This is a genomic window from Pseudomonas sp. M2 (genome assembly GCF_015751845.1).
Classification (GTDB): Bacteria; Pseudomonadota; Gammaproteobacteria; order Pseudomonadales; family Pseudomonadaceae; genus Aquipseudomonas; species Aquipseudomonas putida_E.
On the sequence record NZ_JADOUD010000001.1, the window covers coordinates 4,490,985 to 4,509,030 of the forward strand.

General features: G+C 61.0%; 21 protein-coding genes. 19 read left to right on the forward strand and 2 right to left on the reverse strand.

What is annotated here, in order from left to right; all coding sequences use genetic code 11:
* Window positions 1-2 precede the first annotated feature (2 nt).
* The 13 genes from IWW33_RS20860 to IWW33_RS20915 all read left to right on the forward strand — a co-directional run bounded on the left by IWW33_RS20860 (window position 3) and on the right by IWW33_RS20915 (window position 9,891).
* Window positions 3-1,184, forward strand: a complete 1,182-nt coding sequence (locus tag IWW33_RS20860) for a phage major capsid protein (RefSeq protein ID WP_196914367.1) — start codon at window positions 3-5, stop codon at window positions 1,182-1,184.
* A gap of 589 nt (window positions 1,185-1,773) precedes the next feature.
* A complete protein-coding gene (locus IWW33_RS20865) occupies window positions 1,774-2,115 on the forward strand; it encodes a head-tail connector protein (RefSeq protein ID WP_196914368.1) in 342 nt (113 codons plus the stop codon).
* Complete coding sequence (locus IWW33_RS20870) at window positions 2,112-2,438, forward strand: head-tail adaptor protein (RefSeq protein WP_174142177.1); 327 nt, start codon at window positions 2,112-2,114, stop codon at window positions 2,436-2,438. The genes IWW33_RS20865 and IWW33_RS20870 overlap by 4 nt, the downstream gene beginning before the upstream one ends.
* Window positions 2,439-2,446: 8 nt before the next feature.
* Window positions 2,447-2,629, forward strand: a complete 183-nt coding sequence (locus tag IWW33_RS20875) for a hypothetical protein (RefSeq protein WP_196914369.1) — start codon at window positions 2,447-2,449, stop codon at window positions 2,627-2,629.
* 3 nt (window positions 2,630-2,632) lie between these two features.
* Window positions 2,633-3,133 (forward strand): HK97-gp10 family putative phage morphogenesis protein, encoded by a 501-nt coding sequence (locus IWW33_RS20880; protein ID WP_174142175.1) that lies wholly within the window; start codon window positions 2,633-2,635, stop codon window positions 3,131-3,133.
* Window positions 3,126-3,512, forward strand: a complete 387-nt coding sequence (locus tag IWW33_RS20885) for a DUF3168 domain-containing protein (RefSeq protein ID WP_196914370.1) — start codon at window positions 3,126-3,128, stop codon at window positions 3,510-3,512. Before IWW33_RS20880 ends, IWW33_RS20885 begins: the two co-directional genes overlap by 8 nt.
* 55 nt (window positions 3,513-3,567) lie before the next feature.
* Window positions 3,568-4,068: a hypothetical protein gene (locus IWW33_RS20890; RefSeq protein WP_196914371.1), complete on the forward strand. Its 501-nt coding sequence runs from the start codon at window positions 3,568-3,570 to the stop codon at window positions 4,066-4,068.
* 40 nt (window positions 4,069-4,108) lie between these two features.
* A complete protein-coding gene (locus IWW33_RS20895) occupies window positions 4,109-4,453 on the forward strand; it encodes a hypothetical protein (RefSeq protein ID WP_196914372.1) in 345 nt (114 codons plus the stop codon).
* Complete coding sequence (locus IWW33_RS26720; RefSeq protein ID WP_348635186.1) at window positions 4,450-4,683, forward strand: hypothetical protein; 234 nt, start codon at window positions 4,450-4,452, stop codon at window positions 4,681-4,683. Before IWW33_RS20895 ends, IWW33_RS26720 begins: the two co-directional genes overlap by 4 nt.
* A 45-nt stretch (window positions 4,684-4,728) precedes the next feature.
* Window positions 4,729-8,019, forward strand: coding sequence for a phage tail tape measure protein (locus IWW33_RS20900; RefSeq protein WP_196914373.1), 3,291 nt, complete (start codon window positions 4,729-4,731; stop codon window positions 8,017-8,019).
* Window positions 8,019-8,357, forward strand: coding sequence for a phage tail protein (locus IWW33_RS20905; protein ID WP_012315754.1), 339 nt, complete (start codon window positions 8,019-8,021; stop codon window positions 8,355-8,357). Before IWW33_RS20900 ends, IWW33_RS20905 begins: the two co-directional genes overlap by 1 nt.
* Complete coding sequence (locus IWW33_RS20910) at window positions 8,354-9,103, forward strand: phage minor tail protein L (RefSeq protein ID WP_196914374.1); 750 nt, start codon at window positions 8,354-8,356, stop codon at window positions 9,101-9,103. The genes IWW33_RS20905 and IWW33_RS20910 overlap by 4 nt, the downstream gene beginning before the upstream one ends.
* Before the next feature lie 2 nt (window positions 9,104-9,105).
* Window positions 9,106-9,891: a C40 family peptidase gene (locus IWW33_RS20915; protein WP_196914375.1), complete on the forward strand. Its 786-nt coding sequence runs from the start codon at window positions 9,106-9,108 to the stop codon at window positions 9,889-9,891.
* Window positions 9,892-10,014: 123 nt separating this feature from the next.
* Here IWW33_RS20915 and IWW33_RS20920 read toward each other — a convergent pair whose 3' ends face one another.
* Window positions 10,015-10,602 carry a hypothetical protein gene (locus tag IWW33_RS20920; protein WP_196914376.1) on the reverse strand — a complete coding sequence of 196 codons (588 nt, stop codon included), beginning with the start codon at window positions 10,600-10,602 and terminating at the stop codon, window positions 10,015-10,017.
* Window positions 10,603-10,748: 146 nt separating this feature from the next.
* Window positions 10,749-11,399, reverse strand: a complete 651-nt coding sequence (locus IWW33_RS20925) for a BRCT domain-containing protein (RefSeq protein ID WP_196914377.1) — start codon at window positions 11,397-11,399, stop codon at window positions 10,749-10,751.
* A 314-nt stretch (window positions 11,400-11,713) separates the two neighbouring features.
* Here IWW33_RS20925 and IWW33_RS20930 point away from each other — a divergent pair, with 314 nt between their 5' ends.
* The 6 genes from IWW33_RS20930 (at window position 11,714) to IWW33_RS20955 (ending at window position 18,002) form a co-directional block, all read left to right on the forward strand.
* On the forward strand, window positions 11,714-12,214 hold the full coding sequence (locus IWW33_RS20930) for a hypothetical protein (RefSeq protein WP_196914378.1): 501 nt from the start codon (window positions 11,714-11,716) through the stop codon (window positions 12,212-12,214).
* Window positions 12,211-12,501: a hypothetical protein gene (locus tag IWW33_RS20935; RefSeq protein ID WP_196914379.1), complete on the forward strand. Its 291-nt coding sequence runs from the start codon at window positions 12,211-12,213 to the stop codon at window positions 12,499-12,501. The genes IWW33_RS20930 and IWW33_RS20935 overlap by 4 nt, the downstream gene beginning before the upstream one ends.
* A gap of 95 nt (window positions 12,502-12,596) precedes the next feature.
* A complete protein-coding gene (locus IWW33_RS20940) occupies window positions 12,597-12,953 on the forward strand; it encodes a VOC family protein (protein WP_196914380.1) in 357 nt (118 codons plus the stop codon).
* A gap of 91 nt (window positions 12,954-13,044) precedes the next feature.
* Window positions 13,045-13,389 carry a hypothetical protein gene (locus tag IWW33_RS20945; protein WP_196914381.1) on the forward strand — a complete coding sequence of 115 codons (345 nt, stop codon included), beginning with the start codon at window positions 13,045-13,047 and terminating at the stop codon, window positions 13,387-13,389.
* Between the two features lie 51 nt (window positions 13,390-13,440).
* Window positions 13,441-14,028, forward strand: coding sequence for a tail assembly protein (locus IWW33_RS20950; protein ID WP_196914382.1), 588 nt, complete (start codon window positions 13,441-13,443; stop codon window positions 14,026-14,028).
* Window positions 14,029-14,084: 56 nt separating this feature from the next.
* The gene (locus tag IWW33_RS20955; RefSeq protein WP_196914383.1) at window positions 14,085-18,002 is read left to right on the forward strand and encodes a DUF1983 domain-containing protein; all 3,918 of its coding nucleotides are present in this window, start codon (window positions 14,085-14,087) and stop codon (window positions 18,000-18,002) included.
* Window positions 18,003-18,046 lie beyond the last annotated feature (44 nt).

Sequence of the window (18,046 nt, forward strand, 5' to 3'; positions counted from 1 at the left end):
CCATGGACTTTGAAGCCCAAGTCAAAGAACTCAATGCCAGCCTGAAGGGCATTGGTGATCAGATCAAAGCCCAAGCTGAGGCGACCGACAAACAGATCAAGGCCTCCGGCGAGATGACTGCCGAAACCCGTGCCAAGGTCGACGAACTGTTGACCAAGCAGGGCGAACTCAACGCCCGCCTGGGAGAGGCCGAGCAGAAGCTGGTGAACGCAAGCCGTGACCGAGGCAATCAGGATGAGCCGCAGAAGTCGGTTGGCGCCCTGGTGATCGGCAGCGATGAAATGCAGGACATGAACTCGTCCTTCCGCGGGTCTCGCCGCGTGTCCGTGCCGCGCGCGGCCATTACCACCGCAACCGGCGGCGATCTGGTTCCTACGCAGCGCCTGGCCGGCGTCGTCGCACCACCTCAGCGTCGGCTGACTATTCGCGACCTGGTGGCGCCGGGCGAGACGGAGTCGAACTCCATCGAGTACATCCGTGAGACTGGTTTCACCAACAACGCCAGTACCGTCGCGGAGAACACCGCCAAGCCGTACTCCGACATCACCTTCGCCCTGACCACCGCGAACGTCCGCACCATTGCCCACCTGTTCAAGGCGAGTCGGCAGATGCTCGACGATGCCAAGGCACTGCAGAGCTACATCGACGGTCGCGCTCGCTACGGCCTGAACATGGCGGAAGAGGCTCAGCTGCTCTACGGCAACGGCACGGGCGCCAACCTGCAGGGCCTCGTCACGGTCGCTCAGTTGTATGCGCCGCAGGCCGGTCTGACTGTGGTGGGTGAGCAACGGATCGACCGTCTGCGCCTGGCGCTTCTGCAAGCTGAACTGGCCGACTTCCCCTCGGATGGCATCGTGCTGAACCCCATCGACTGGGCAGCGATCGAGCTCACCAAAGACGGCGAGGGCCGCTACATCATCGGCCAGCCGCAGGAAGGCACCAATGCCAAACTCTGGAACCGCCCGGTGGTGTCCACTCAAGCCATGACGCAGAACGACTTCCTCGTCGGCGCGTTCAAGCTCGGCGCACAGATCTTCGACCGCATGGAAATCGAAGTGCTGATCTCGACCGAGAACGACAAGGACTTCGAGAACAACATGGCGACGATCCGCGCCGAGGAGCGCCTGGCGTTCGCGATCTACCGCGACGAAGCGTTCGTCACTGGCCCGCTGGTCACGCCTTAACCCTTCCGCAACGCGGCGCCAGAAATGGCGCCCCAATGGAGTAATCCAATGGCACGTAAACAGGAAACACCAGCACTCACGACTGATGCGAAGGATCCGGTCTCGACCGTTGATACCAGCACCGGCCCGTCTGAGGCTGCCGGTTCGCCCCCCTCGCCTGGCGGTGCGATCGTTCCAGCTAGCGGTGACCCCGGCAATTCGGGTGTCTCCGCAGTTGCTCCAGGCCAAGCGGAAGGCTCGGGCCTGGTACCGCCAGAAGGACAAGCAGTCGCTGGTACGGTGCCGGATGTCGCCACGGGCGATCAAGGGGCCAGCCCAGGCGTCGCTGCGACTGACGCTGCGGCATCCGAAGACGCCAGCCAGGCCGCATCATCCTTGTCCGACAGAAGCACCGGCGCTGATCAGTTGGCACCAGAGGATCAGGCGAAGCTTAATCCTGCGACTCTTCAGATCTATCCGTTGCGGTCATACATGGATGAAGGCGAGCTTCGCCGTCGCGGCGGCCCGGCGTATACAGTGCCACGCAGGCACGCTGAAGAGCTGGTGCAGCGGAATCTGGCATCCCTCGAACCGCTGAAGGAGTGAGGGTATGTCGGTCATCAGTTTGACCATTGCCCGTCATCACCTGCGGGATCCCGACGACGATGACGCATACCTGGAGCTCCTGATCGAGGCGGCCGAAGGGCAGGCGATGGACTATCTGAACCGTCGCTTCTATGTCGACCAGCAGGCGCTGGATGAGGCTGTCGCCGCCGGAGATGCGGGCGACTCGCCCATGGTCAGCAACAAACAGATCAAGGCCGCATGCTTACTGATCCTCGGCCACATATACGCCAACCGTGAGGACGTTGTGATCGGGACCATCGCCACCGAATTGCCGCAAGGTTCGAAGGCGCTTCTGACCCCACATCGTGTCGGGTGGGGCATATGAGAGCCGGCCCGTTACGTCATCTGCTCCAGGTGACCCATCGACATGAGCAACGCAATAAGTCCGGGGGAGCCACCGTGACGTGGCTACCTGCAGCTCGTCCTCAAATGTGGGGCGAAGTCCGGACTCCTAGCGGCCGAGTAACGGCAGTTGCTGAAAAGCTGAATGCCGTTGTCGCAGCCGAGATCATCGGCAGGCCGCGCTCTGACATCGTTGCCGGATCGCGCCTGACACGCCGTGGGATCACGTACCAGGTCGAGGCAGTTTTGCCGGATAACGAGAACACCCTGATGAGGCTGCTTTGCTCATCGGTACCGAATCCATGAGGTGTGCCATGAAAGTTCAAGCACTGGGCCCGTTGACCGGCGCTTCTGGCGAGCGCGAGAAGGGCGAGATCTTCGAGGTAAAGAAGGAGTACGGCGAAGGGCTGATCGCTCGTGGCTACGCCGTGAAGATCAAAGACGAAACCGCTTCCACTGAAAAGCTAGTGAAGTCGCCGACCCCGGCCAAGGAGTAGGCCATGGCCCGCCGGTCCAGCATTCGCGGCGATATCCGGCTGCGCCGGACGTTACGCAACATCCACAAAACGATGGACAACGAGCTACAGCCGGCGATGCTCAAGGCTGCCAACCGCATCTTGGAAACGCAGCGTCAGCTGATTCCGAAGGACACCGGTGCTGCCGCCGCTGCGCTCAAGGTATATGTCTCGCCTAGTGGCTTGGACGCGCAGATCGGCATACGTGGCAAGCGCGACAATCGACGGTTCTTCTACCTGCGCTTCATCGAGTACGGGACCAAGGGTTACACCGGCGGCAAGGGAGCGGGCAGTCGCAACCGTCGTGAAACCAACAAGAGCGACGGTGAAAACTTCTTCGGCAAGCACCCTGATATCCCGGCGAGGCCTGCGCACCCGTGGCTTCGACCGTCCATGCAGGTAAACCGGGAGTACGTCATGGCTGATATCGAAGCCGCCGTGCGTCGCACGCTCCGCAAAGCGAGCCAGGGGGTAGGCAATGACTGATCCATCCTTGGCCCTGCAGGAGGCCATCTTCGCCAGGCTTGAAGACGAGGTCAGTTGCCCCATCTACGACGGCGCGCCGCTTAATGCGGACATGCCGTATGTGTCCATCGACCGGGAGGTTTCGGTCAACAGCAGCCCGATCTCGGGCCGCAAACGCCAAACGCGCCTCATCTACCTGTCGGTCTGGTCCGATGCGGTAGGCCAGGCCGAGGTCAAGCGCATCAACGGCGAAGTCATCGCCGCTCTGGACGAGCGCCGCCTGCCGCTGGAAGTGGGGCGCGCCGTTTCCGTCCGGGTGGAGCAAGCCGACGCCCAGCGCGACGCCGACGGCATCACCTATCAGGGTTCGATCACTGTCCGCGTGATCACCACCCACTGAATCACTTATCGGCCGCGCCGCGGCTTTTATCCAATGTGCCTTTGGAGGATCCCCCATGGCCGAAGACAACCTCAACACAGCCGCCGGCTGCCGCCTTGCCATTGGCGGCAAGACCGGTGCAGGCACCCTCACTGAGTACGAAGCCGACACCTATGTCCAGGTGGGTGAGATCGAAGACTTGGGCGAGTTTGGCGATACCTTCAGCGCCGTTAACTTCACTGCGCTGAGCGATGGCCGTGTGCGCAAGTACAAGGGCACAGCTGACGCCGGCAACATGACCCTGACCGTGGGCCTGGACAGCGGCGATGCCGGTCAGAAGGCCGTGTCGGTAGCGCACAAGGACCGATCCAAGGGTAACTACAACGTCAAGGTCACGCTCAACGACGGCGACCCGGACGCGGCCACTCCGATTCTGCCAACCACTTTCTATTTCGGTGTGAAGGTGATGAACAACACGGTGGCCCCTGGTGCGGCCGACAACGTCGTGCGCCGCAACATGACGTTTGCGATCAACACCGACATCATCGAGATCCCAGCCGGCCCGGCTGCCCCGTGACCAACGGGGCTGAGCCCTGTTCTTTTCTGCGAGAAACCCAATGAGCGAAGCCTTGCACGGTACCGTCACGCTGGTGATCGGCGGCCGCAGCTACACCCTGAAACCCACGCTCGACGCGGCGCTGCGAATCGAAGCCCGCTTTGGCGGATTGCGGGCCGCGCTGGAGTCCATGCGCCTGATGAGCATCGCGGCCTGCGCGGACATCGTCATTGCCGGCGCGGATCTGAAGCCTGACCAGCATCCTGTGATTGCTGGGGAGGTCTTCCACACCGGCGTTGCCAAGGTATCGGGGCAGCTGACCGAGTACATCACCGTCCTGCTCAACCCGGTACCGCCGAGTGTGGCTGCCCGGGGAAAGGACGAGGCGGCCAGCACAGCGCAGTGAAGAACGGCAGCTACGTCGACTATCTGTTCGGCGTGGCGACCGGCTGGCTTGGCTGGCCGCCCGACACTGCCTGGCACACACCCATCCCGCAAATCATGCTCGCGCTTGATGCCAGGCTCGATTGGACTGGGCGCGGGCATGGCCAAGGGCAAAGTCCGGCTTCCCCCCAGAAGCGTGAAAGTGTCGCGGATAAATTGAAAAGCTTCCTGCGAGGGCGGCCTAAACAGTAGACAGCGTGCCGCCTCTGGGCGGTTTTTTTGTGCTTGGAGATTTGCATGGCCGACCAACAAGTCCAGGGGATGCTGGTCCAGATCGAGGCCACGACGGCACAGCTGCGTCGGGAGCTGGCCAGCGCTGACCAGGTGGTGGCACGCACCACTCAATCGATCGACAGCAACCTGGCGCAAGTCGACTCCGCGTTCGATAGCACCGGAGTTGCCGCTGAGAAAGCCGGTGTGCTGATGCGCGGCGCCTTTGCCGCCGTCGCAGGTGCTGGCTTGATTGGCGGCATCATCCAGCAGGTAGACGCCTATGGTCAGATGTCCGACCGCATGAGGGCCGCCGCCGGCAGCGCTGGTGAGTACCAGACGGTGCAGGAGCACCTGCTGCGCACCGCGCAGGAAACTTACCGGCCGCTGGCTGAAGCGCAAGAGCTTTACATCCGCACCGCAGACGTCATGCGCAGCCTGGGTTTCAATACCCAGCAGACCCTCGACATCACCGACAGCTTCAGCTTCCTGCTGGTGACCAACGCGGCTGCTGCCGACAAGGCCGGTTCCGCTCTTGATGCCTATTCCAAGGCTCTGCAGACCGGCAAAGTCGAGGCTGATGGCTGGGTGTCCATTCAGGACGCCATGCCCACCATCGTCACAGCGATCGCGACCGCCACCGGCAAGAGCGCCGAGGAAATCCGCAAACTGGGCGTAGAGGGCAAGCTGTCGCTCGACGACATCAATACCGGCCTGCTGCGGACCGTCGAGGTGAACCGCAAGGCAGCGGCCGATATGTCCACCAGCGTGCAGGATGCGATGGTGAACATCAGCAACGCCGTCCAAACCTTCCTGGGTGGCATGGAAGAGCAGACCGGCGCCGTTGCTGGCCTGTCGAGTGTGCTGATCACCCTGGCCGACAACGTCGATCTGGTGGCCGTGGCCATGGCTGGCGCGGGTGTTGCGGCGCTGACCAACTATGTCGCGAAGTCTGGGCTGGCTGCGAAAGCCGCGCTGGCGGACCGCGCGGCGCGTATCGCCCAGGCCGAGGCCGTGCTGCAGGCTGCACTCGCCGACCAGCGTAAGGCCGAAACCGCTACCATCCTGGCGGCCCGCGAGGCAGCTGCCGCGCGCGGCACGGCGGTGCAGACGCAGATGTCGATTCAACTGGCCCAAGCCCGCCAGCGCGAAGCGGCGGCCACCGCCGCAGTAGCAACCGCCCAGGCTGGTCTTCGCACCGTGAGTGCTGGCCTGCTCGGCATCTTGGGCGGGCCGATGGGTCTGGCGTTACTGGCCGGCACGGCGGCGGCCAGCTTCCTGCTGCTGAGCAACAGTGCCGATCAGGCAGGAGTCAGTCTGGATGACCTGCACAAGCCGGTTGCGCAGCTGCGGGAGGAGTTCGCAAAGCTCAACAAGGACCAGCGGGAAGCATCGTTGGTCAAGTGGCAGCAGGAGCAGGTCACTGCAGCCGACAAGGTCAAGGACGCTTACGGTGACCTCGCTCAGTCCATTCGTTCGAGCGTGGTCACGGCGCCGGCGCGTGACTCGGGCGGCCAATACAACCGGCAGCTGGCCGAATACCAAGGTCTGATCGACCGTCTCAACGAAGCGCGTTCGGCAGGGCAGGGACTGTCGCCTGTGCTGCAGGAAGTCGGTAACCGTCTGCAATTGCCAGCCTCCACCGTACAGCAGTGGATTACGCAGGCCGGCGCCGTGAGCGATGCCGATCAGCGATCTGGTCTGATTGCCGAGACGCTGCGGGTGCTCACCGGGGTGACCGAACAAAACACGTCGGCCACCCAGGCGAACAACGCTGCGAAGGCCGGCATGAGCTCGGCGGGCCAGACCTACCTGGAGACGCTGCAAAAGCAACTCGCAGGTCTGCAGGACAATGGCGATGCGACCAAGATCGCCAACCGCTACCTGGCCGAGAACGCTGACCTCACCGAGACGGACCGCCAGGCAATCCTGTCGGCAGCCAGTGCAATTGAGGCGCAGAAGAAGGCCAACAAGGATGCGACCGATGGCAGCAAGGATCGCACGAAGGCGCTGAATGACGAGATCAAGGCTCTCGATGCGATCATCGACCGCGCGCTACCGGAGAAGAAACGACTCGAGGATCTGGCGGAGGGCGTGCAGGGGCTGCGCAAGGCCCAGGCTGCCGGCAAGATCACCGCGGCCGAGATGGAACTCGGCATCAAGAACCTCAACATGGCCTACGCCGATCCTGTCTTGCAGAAGCGTGCTGAGGAGGAGAGGAAGCTTGCAGAAGTGCGCCGCAACAGCGCCGAGGCTTATCGCAAGGCGATGGAAGTGGTGCTGCAGACACGGCAGGAGGCGATCAGCGCGGACGTGGCCGGTGTCGGCATGGGCGACGACCAGCGCGAAGAGGCTGACCGACTGAATACGGTGCGGCAGAAGTACGCCGAGGCACGCCGTCAGCTGGAGGAACAGCAGGAGGACGTGTCACGCCGCCTCAGCCAGGACGCCTACCAGCAGCGGCTGGCCGACTTGGCCGACTACCAGGCGCGTGAGCTGCAGATGGAGGTCGACGGCTTCGAGGCCAGGCTGCAGGCGCAGCGCGACTACCGCAACGGTGCCAAGCGCGCATGGGCCAACATACAGGCTGATGCGGCGAACGTGGCCGGCGCAACCGACGACATGCTCACCACCGGTTTCAACTCTGCTCGCGATGCTGTGGCCGAGTTCGCCATGACAGGGAAGGCCAACTTCAAGGACTTCGCCACCAGTGTGATCTCGGACATGGCGAGAATTGCAAGCCAGCAGGCCGCGAGCTCGCTCTTGAGTGGGCTGGTCGGCATGGGCATTTCCGCTGCCGGTAGTTTCTTCGGCGGCGGTGGCGGCAATGGCCTTCCGGCAGGATCGGCAGGGGCAACTTCCTCGAATCTGGGCGCGTCCCAGGCTGGCTACGGCAGCACCTACTTTCCGCAAGCCTTGGGCGGCGCCTGGTCGAACGGCGTGCAGCTGTTCGCAAAAGGTGCCGGGTTCGCTACCAATACCATTCTGAACACGCCAACGATGTTTGGCATGGGCGATGGTGGTCTTGGTATCGCTGGTGAGGCTGGGCCGGAGGCAATCATGCCGCTGGCGCGCGGTGCAGATGGATCGCTCGGCGTGCAGATGGTAGGCGGAGCGGTTGGTGGCTCTACCGTTGTTCAGGTCAGCGCGCCGGTGGCCGTGACTTTGGAAGATCGGAGCTCTGATGGAATGGAGCTGGATAGCACAGCCCTGCAGCAGAACATCCAGCAACAGATGCAAGGTGTGGCTGAGCGGGCTATTGCCGCGTCTTGGCGCGCCGGCGGCATGAGCTATCGAAACAGCAACGGGAGACGCTGATGGCGATCGAAACTTTCACCTGGACACCGGACGATGAGGCCAGCGGCGACAGCACCCTACGCACCAGAAAATCGCAATTCGGCGATGGCTATGTCCAGGTATCCAGCGATGGATTGAACGGCGAATCGGACAGCTGGGCGCTTTCATTCGGCGGGCTGGCCGATGAGATTGCGCCGGCTATCGCGTTCATACGTCGCCATCGAGGCGCTAAGTCCTTCCTCTGGACCAATCCAGAAGGCGTGCTTGGCATGTACCGCTGCGAGACCTTCCGGCAGCAGCGCAAGCCGGGAGGTGTGGTGATGCTGACGGCAACCTTTGAGAGGGCGTTTCACCCATGAGTTTGATCACGCAGCTGCAGAAACTGGAGCCGGGCGCGGAGATCCTGCTGTTTGAACTGGACGGTTCGGACTTCGGGGCGGACACGCTCCGGTTCCACGGGCATGCAATCCCGCATTCGCCCGAGGAACTGGCCGCCGCTGGCGCAAACGCCGACCAGCTTCCGGCCAAGTCGATTTGGTGGCAGGGCAACGAGTATGGTGCCTGGCCTATGCAGATAGATGGTATTGAAGCGAATTCGGACGGTACGGCAGTGCGACCCACGCTGACCGTGGGCAACGTCAACGGCAGGATTACGGCGCTGTGCCTGGCCTTCGACAACCTGCTCGAGTTCAAGCTGACCATGCGCCACACCATGGCGGGCTACTTGGACGCGGTAAACTTCCCCGCCGGTAACCCGGAAGCTGACCCGAGTGAGGAGGCCATCGAGGTCTGGTACATCGATCAGAAGGTGTCCGAGAACGGCACCACGGTCGCTTGGGAGCTTGCCAGCCCCGGCGATGTTGGCGGCGAGACCATTGGCCGGCAAATGACCCAACTATGCCACTGGGCAATGACCGCCGGTTACCGTGGCCCGAACTGTGGCTACACCGGTCCGTACTTTGATCTCGACGGCAATCCAACGGACGATCCGGCCAATGACCAGTGCAATGGCTGCCTGGACTCGGGCTGCACAGTTCGCTTTGGCCAGGGCAACCAGTTGCCCTTCGGGGGCTTCCCGGCCGTTTCCCTGATCGCACGGAGCTGACCATGCGCAAACACATCCTCGCCGCCGTGCAAGCGCACGCCGCGGCAGAGTATCCGCGCGAGTGCTGCGGGTTGATCATCGCCGTGGGCCGCTCCCAGCGGTACCTACCGTGCGACAACACTGCGACCGATCCGGCCGAGGAGTTCCGCATCTCGCCGGAACAGTATGCGGCAGCCGAGGACCAGGGCCAGGTCATCGGCATCGTGCACTCGCACCCGGACGCTACCAGCAGGCCGTCGCCGCGTGACATGGCGATGTGCGAAGCAACAGGATTGCTCTGGTACATTCTGTCGTGGCCCGAGGGAGACCTGCGCACAATCACTCCGACCGGTCACACCCCGCTGCTGGGGAGGCCTTTTGTGCACGGCGCCTGGGACTGCTGGCAGGTCTGCGCGGACTGGTACAAGTGCGAGTGGGACTTGGAGTTCCCGGCTTACGCTAGGGAGGAGGGATGGTGGGAGCAGGCAGAAGGCCCCAGCCTTTACGAGCAGGCCTACGAGGCCGCTGGATTCTACCAGGTCGGCCACCCGCAGCGCGGCGACATGATAGTCATGTCCGTGGGGCGTACCGCTCACCCGAACCATGCTGGCATCTACCTGGGCGCTGACGCGAAACTTCCCGAAGAGCATGCTCAGATCTTCGGTTCGGGACCATTCATGCTGCACCACCTGCTTGGCAGGCCATCAGAAATCGTCGTGTTCGGCGGGCCGTGGCTCGATCGAACGCGTCTTGTGTTGCGTCATCGGGACGCGAAAAGAAGCGGCCAGGCCGCAGGAGAGGGGATATGAATCGGGAGCTTCTCACCGCAGCAAAGGCGCCGTTTCAGCCTGAAGACATAGTTGTCTCGAAAGCAATGATTGAGGCCGGTCTGGCTGTTTTGGAAGAGACAGACGACCGACCCCTGTCACGATCTACGGTCGAAAGAGCTTTTCAGCAGATGTGTCACTGCGGATTTCAAGAATCTGCTGCCTGGTCATGCGTCCTGACAGCACCTCAAGACCAAGAGAAATAGCTTGCATAATCTTCATCAGGGTGAAGCAGTGATTTCGAAGGTCTTCCAGCGATAGTTCAGCATTAGCCTTCTCTGGCGCTCTGGGTTTGATTAGGTCCGTTAGGGTGGCGCTCTCACCCTCATTCAGCCCCCACTGCCAGTGCACGATTTTGTGGCGAGTCGGTGAGATCTTCTCAAAGGCCTCAATGCTGAAAACAAGATCCTTTGCTGTCACCTCATTAATCCCGCTGACCTCAGCGAGCTTGGACTTAGTGTATCGGACCATTCCAGCGATCGACATGTTGGTCTCTACACATATTCGTTGGGCCTCTGCTACTGGCTTGCCCATTGTTAAAGCAAAGAGCTCTGCCATTCGCCACTCAACTGCTGAGTAGTTGGCAATGAATTGGCCGATGGCGTGAAGATGAGGATCCGATGGGCCGCAGTCGTACTGACGAACCCAGTCGATATTGAATGCTGGTCTTGGCTCAAATTCTTGATCCTTCAAAGGATACTCCTTGTCATCATGCCCCAGTCCATGGGCTTTCCGGCAACGGACCGGGGCGGTCGTAGGAGGCGCCGCGCTACTACGCAGGGTGATAGCGCGATACTGGCTTTCCATCCATGCTGGATGGGTGATCAGGTTCGGTGGTCTTAGGTGAAGACGGCGTTTTGCCAATGGCCTTCTGAAACGATGGCTATTGGTGCGCCGGCTTCACGAAGCTCCACAGCCTTGAGGATCTTCGTTCCATACGATGCATGGCGCCACTGTTCGTTACCTACGCTGCCAACAATTAGATAGTCCACCTTCTTACTGATGGCTCCGCCAAGAATGCCTCCTCGATCAGTAACTAGCTGCTGGCAATCCTTGCGCGGTCCGAAGGCCATTATCCCAGTGAAAACGAAGTTTTTGCCCTCAAAGCAGAGCGATGGCGCAGGAGCGCAGAAGGGTAAGTCAGTGGGCCGTGAGTAGATTGAGGCGGTAGTGTTGGATGAGGCCGCATGGGCGGAAACCCCACCGAGGCCCCTCAGCATACCCAGCAGGTCGGCGGACTCATCTGTATCAAGCGTGCCGTCAGCTAGCATACTGCTCAGTCGGCGGTAGAGAAGATTTATCACCGGGTCTTCCAAATGAGCAAGGTTACGCTCGATCCAATCTTTGAGGAAAACGGCCTCCTCTTGAGTGACTACATTATCAGCAACGAGTCCGGCTGCTAGGCCTGCCAAGGCGTCGGCGCTGCGTCTGTCGATTCTTTCGGCGTTGAAGTAGCGGCTTGCTGCGAATTCGTTATGAAGATCTGTCAATGAAATGGCTCCCTGCTCAATGGATAGAGGGCAAAACGCTACTACGGTTGCGTTTGAGGCGGTTACTGGCTTTTCGTCCAGGGTGGATGGGCGGCCAGGGCCTAAGTCTCAAGCTGTCGCGTCGATCATAATGAGCGTATGTTCAGGCTGTGAACTGGTGGTGCGTTCAGCCGTCTCATCTATAGTCACTGTGTGCGCGCCACAGAACCGTTAGCTGAGGTTTCGCGGCGCGGATTTCAGTTGACAGGGATGACAACGTAGCGATAATCGCGAGCCGGTAGTCTATTTACCGGGTTATCATCGAGGACCATATGATGAATTCGGCAAACCACCACCACTTAGCTGATGCGCTTACCGCCGCAGAGCTCATGGGTGTTGGCGCTGTTCGATCTCTCGATCTGCTGCGAGATATCGACGGCACGATTGACGCCATCTCCCATCACTGTCAGCTGCTTCATGCAGCAGAAAGAGCGTTTTGTGCGGTCAAAAAGTCAATCGCCTCGGGCGATGCTTCAAGGCCGATACCAGAAGAAAACGTAGTGCCAGTCCTGGAAAACCTTCAAGACAGCCTGGTCAGGACTTACTCTGAGTCCAAGGAAAAAATGCAATGCGCAATCGACGATCCGCGCCTCAGCGATGAAGACGGAGTTGTTGATGCCTATGCAGGCCTTCTGGAGGCGCTGATCACGCTTAATACAACCACAGAAGCGTTGCGTTGGAGCATTCTGGAAAGCAACGCAGACAAGGAGGCTGGCCATACTCCAAAGGTTCTCAGTGAGCCAGCGGACATTGATAAGTTCCTTGACGAGCTGTGAGGCTTCAGATTACGGCAATCGACATCGGCCGAAAGTCGTTTCAGAATTCCTACAGCGCGCTTTCTGAAGAAGTTAAAAGCGCGTTCAAGGAAGCATACCGTCTTCTTCTGCATGATCCGCAGCCAAAAAAGCTACGCCTTGAAAAGCTTTCTGGTTATAAGCGTCCGGGAATCTATACGATCCACATCACGGCAAATCATAGTCACAAGCTTAGCTTTGAGCTTGTCGGAACAGTGGCGGAGCTGAGGCGCATCGGCACGCACAAAGAGATCGACCGCGCGCCTTGATGTGAAATAGCACAGCCCCGTGCTGGGCTTTTTGCGTCTGGTGCAAACCTTCTGTCTGGCTGTGCTAGATTCCAGGCTCCAACATGGAGGTGGCAATGAGCAACAGAGGGAAGGATAGCCAGATCGACAACATTGAGTTCAACGTCAGCGACATCAAGCTCAGCAAGGACTTCTATGGCGCAGTGTTCGGTTGGAGCTTCGTTGACTATGGCCCAACATACACCGAGTTCAATGACGGTCGGTTGACCGGTGGCTTCACCACTGGTGAGCCAGTCAGGCCAGGCGGCCCATTGGTCATTTTGTACTCAGACGACCTTGCTGGCGCCGAGAGCAGGGTTGTGGCTGCTGGCGGCATGATCAGCCGGGAGGTTTTTTCTTTCCCTGGCGGGAAGCGATTCCATTTCGTCGACCCAGACGGTTATGAGCTTGCTGTCTGGACAGCGGCAGTCTGAGGGAGATAACGCCCAGCCCAGCGCTGGGCTTTTTGCATTTGGCTGCCGGGCTAGGTCCGCGCTACAGTCACCCATTTCAAGGGAGGGACTCATGCGAATTCTGATCGGGGTGGTGGGGTCGGCGTTGCTGGCGGGGTGCGTGACGACCGCAGATCTGGAAGGCAACGATCCTTCGATTAGCGCGGTAACCAAGAAAGACCCAAAACAGTATGCCTTGTGCGTTTTCCCTAAGTGGCAGGCTGCCAGGACCGAGTCCTCAATGGTGGAGACCGAAAATGGCTACCGCCTATGGGTTTCGAATAGCAGCATGGCAGACGAGCTTCTCGATATCACCAGAACGTCTACTGGCAGTTCAGTAACTCTTCGACAGCGCATGCCCTGGTCGGCCATGCCGGGTCGTACGGCTGTGGAACGCGCCGTCCGGTCATGTCTTTGATAGATCACCACAAAACCGCCTTAGGGCGGTTTTTTTATGCCTGGAGGAAACATGGCAGCCACAGCGGCCAGTTATCAACCAATGACCATCATCAAGCTATCCGGATCCTTAGCGCAGAAGTTCGGACGCACCCATCATAGACAGCTTGACAGCGGTGAGGTCTGGGAGGTCTTCAAGGCTCTGAAAGCTACGTTACAGGGGTTCGAGGAGGAGATCAGGCGACTTGATGGATTGGGGTTACGCTTCGCCATCTTCCGTAACCGAAAGAACATTGGCCTGGACGAAATGAACCTGCGCGGCACTCGGGAGGTTCGTGTTGTTCCCGTTGTCCATGGCAGCAAACGTGGCGGAATACTACAAACCATCATTGGCATCGCTTTGATGGTATCCGCCATATGGCTGGGCCCATCCGCATTTTATGCTGGCCTTTCCATGACGCTTGGCGGGGTGGTGCAGATGCTCAGCCCGCAGGCCCAAGGTCTGTCTCAAAGTGCGGCTCCCGAGAACCTACCGTCCTACGCCTTCGGCAGCGCCAAGAACACCACAGCTAGTGGCAACCCCGTCCCGATCTGCATCGGCGAGCGGCGGTGGGGTGGGGCGATTATCTCTGCCTCGATTGAGGCGCAAGACAAGGCTTAGGGCCGATTCAGCGTACAGACCGCCTCCGGGCGGTTTTTTATTGCCCGGAGGAAAACATGGGCCCCGTAGATCACCTGGAAATCAACGGCGCCAAGGGCGGCGAAAGCAAGCCGAAGACCCCTGTTGAGGCGCCGGATAGCCTGCAGTCGACGAACATTGCGAAGATCCTGCTGGCTGTGGGCGAGGGCGAGTTCGACGGCACGCCCACCGACCGCGACATCTACCTCGACAACACGCCGATCATGGATGCCAGCGGCAACGTTAACTTCCCGGGCGTGAAGTGGGAGTGGCGCCCTGGCTCCGTTGAGCAGGACTACATTCAGGGAATCCCTGCGGTGGAAAACGAGACCACCGTTAACGTGGAGCTGCGCAGTGACAACCCGTTCACCCGGTCGCTGAGCAATACGCAGCTGTCGGCGGTGCGCGTGCGCATGTCCTGGCCGCGCCTGGCCAAGCAGGACAGCAGCGGCAACACAAACGGCTACCGCATCGAGTACGCCATCGACATCGCCACTGACGGCGGCGCGTATGTAGAAGCCCACCTGGGCGCCGTGGATGGCAAGACCACCAACGGCTACCAGCGCTCAGTGCGCGTCAACTTACCGAAGGCGACGTCGGGCTGGATGCTGCGCGTGCGCCGCATCACCCCGAATGCCAATAGCGGTACCGTGGCCGATACGATGACCATCGCCGGCTACACCGAGATCATCGACGAGAAGCTGCGATATCCGAACACCGCGCTGCTCTACATCGAGTTCGACGCCCAACAGTTCCAGAACATCCCGGCCGTGACGGTCAAATGCAAGGCCAAGCGCTGGCCGGTGCCGACCAACTACGACCCCGTGAACCGCACCTACACCGGCGTATGGGACGGCACCTTCAAGCAGGCTTGGACCAACAACCCGGCGTTCGTGACCTACGGCCTGTGCGTCGAAGACCGTTTCGGCCTGGGCAAGCGCATCAAGTCGTGGATGGTCGACAAGTGGGAGATGTACCGCATCGCCCAATACTGCGACCAGCTGGTGCCGGACGGGATTGGCGGGCAAGAGCCGCGCTATCTGTGCGACATGAACCTGCAGGGTCGCGCTGAGGCCTGGACCCTGCTGCGCGACCTGTCGGCCATCTACCGGGGGATGGTGTACTGGGCCCACGGCTCGCTGTTCATGCAGGCGGACATGCCGCGCGCCCAGGACATCGACTACGTGTTCACCCGGGCCAACGTCATCGACGGCGACTTCGTCTATGGCGGTGCCGAGCGCAACACCCATTACAGCCGGGCCTTGGTCAGCTATGACAACCCGGCGAACAACTACGACACCGATGTGATCCCGGTGACCGACAACGCGCTCCAGCGCCGGTACCGGGACCGTCCGGTGGAAATTTCGGCCATCGGCTGCACTCGTGCGTCCGAGGCTCAACGCCGCGGTAAATGGGCATTGCTGAGTAACAGTCAGGATCGTACCGTTACCTTCAAGACCGGGATGGAAGGCCGCATCCCGCTGCCTGGCTACGTCATTCCCGTGGCTGACGAGCTGGTGGCGGGCCGCCCGAACGGTGGTCGGATTGCTGCCGCTGCCGGCCGGGTGGTCACCCTCGATCGCGACACGCCGATCAAGGCCGGCGACCGTCTGATTCTGAACCTGCCGAACGGCACCGCCCAGGCACGCACCGTGCAATCGGTCGCTGGGCGTGCGGTGACGGTGACCACCGATTACGGTGTGCAGCCGGAGCCTGAGCTGCAGTGGGCGATCGACTACGACGACCTGGCGGTGCAGCTGTTCCGAGTGCTGAAGACCACTCGAACTCAGGAAGGCGAGTACGAGATCACTGCGCTCGAGTTCAACCCAAGCAAGTTCGCAGCAATCGACACCGGCGCTAAGCTGGACGAGCGCCCGATCAGCGTCATTCCGATCACTGTCGTACCGCCACCCGCGAGCGTAACGCTGACTTCTGCCTACGCCATTTCCCAGGGAATCGCGGTCAGCACCATGACGATCGCCTGGCCAGCTGTGCAGGGCGCGGTTGCCTATGACGTGGAGTGGCGCAAGGACAACGGCAACTGGATACGCCTGCAGCGCACCGGTACCACCTCCGTGGACGTGGTCGGTATCTACGCCGGCGCTTATCTGGCTCGCGTGCGCGCCGTCAGCTCGTTCGACATCACGTCGATGTGGCGGGATTCGGTACTGACCGAGTTGAAGGGCAAGGAGGGTGCACCTCCGGCGTTGGCCTATCTGAATGCTACTCCGGAAATCATGGCCATCCGGCTCAACTGGGGGTTTCCGCCAGTTGCAGAAGATACTGCCTATACCGAAGTCCAAATGGCGTCCGAGTCAACCGGACAGAATCCTCTCCCACTCGGCCAGTTCGCATACCCGACACCGACCTACCTGCATAGCGGGATGGCGGCTGCTGTGGTGCGGTACTTCCGCGGCCGCCTGGTCGACCGGTCGGGCAACATCGGACCGTGGTCGGACTGGGTCTACGGGCAGTCCAGCGCTGATGCCGATGCGATTCTTGACTACATCACCGGCAAGATCACTGAAACTCAGCTTGGCCAAGACCTGCTGAAGGAAATCGAGAAGATTAGCGGGGAGGGACCTGGTTCGATCAACGAGCGGCTGACGGCAGGGGACATCGCCCTGCAGAACCAGATCGACTCGCTGCAGGCTCAGCTGGCGGACGTGGTCGGTGCCCCGGACTGGGATGCGGCCCAGGCCTACTTGGCGGGCTCCCTGGTGAAGCAGGGCGGCAAGCTGTACCGGGCCAAGCAGGACGTGCCGGCCGGAACGCCGGTCACGGATGCCGGCTACTGGGAATACATCGGCGACTACGCATCCCTTGGCGAGATGGTCACGGCGCTGGCGTTGCGGGTGGATGCCGTGGAGACGAGCGTCGAGGAGATCGACGGCCAGCTGGCGGCTATGGCGACCCGGATCATCGGTGTGGAGACCCAGGTCTACCCGCGGATGGCCGGTGCTACCGACTGGAAGGCTGGCGATTCGGCTGTACGGGCAACGTCCACCTCGATCTACAGCGCTTTCAGCAGCGGCGATATGGCGCTGGCGCGGCGTATCGACTTGGTCGAGGCGCAGATTGGCGACGACCTCAACGCCAGGTTCGAGCAGGAAGCCTATGCGCGAGTGACCGCTGACGAGGCCCTGGCCACTGAGGTGACCAAGGTTTCGGCCAAGGTCGGGGACAACGAGTCGAAGCTCCAGCAGGAGATCACGGCGCGGACCAGCGCAGACGAAGCACTCACGGCGCAGATGACCTCAGCGACATCGAGGATCGGCCAGGCTGAGGCAGGGCTCGCCACGGAAGCGCAGACACGCGCTTCGGTCGACCAGGCAATCAGCACCTCGGTCACCCAACTGACCAGCCGGGTTGGCGACAGCGAGTCGGCGATCGTCAACGAGGCGCAGACCCGGGCGAACGCCGATCAGGCGATCAGCAGTTCGGTAACGCAACTGAGCAGCCGGGTAGGGAGCACCGAGGCCTTGGTGCAGGACACGTCCGAGGCCCTGGTCGATCTGGAGGGCAACGTGTCGGCCACCCGTAACATCAAGGTGGGTGTCGACGTGAACGGTCGCTATTACGGCGCCGGCATGGGCATTGGAGTCGAGAACACTCCGGACGGCATGCAGTCCATGGTCATCTTCCTGGCCAACCTGTTCTCCGTCATGCACCAGCCCGGCGGCACGCCGAAGTCGGTGTTTGCCATCCAGAACGGCCAGGTGTTTATGAACAGCGCGATCATCAACCAAGCCGACATCATCAACCTGATCATCACCGGGGAGCTGCGCAGTTCCAACTACGTTGCAGGCTCTCAGGGCATCCGCATCAACTTCGTGACGAATGAGTTTGAGATAAACGGGGTTCGGCCTGGAATGGGCCGGATGAACATCACCAATCAAGCACTGACCGTCTACGACACCGCACGTATGCGGGTTCGGCTCGGGCTTTGGGGGTAACGATGACCGCAGGTTTACAGGTTTGGGATGAGGCCGGGAACATA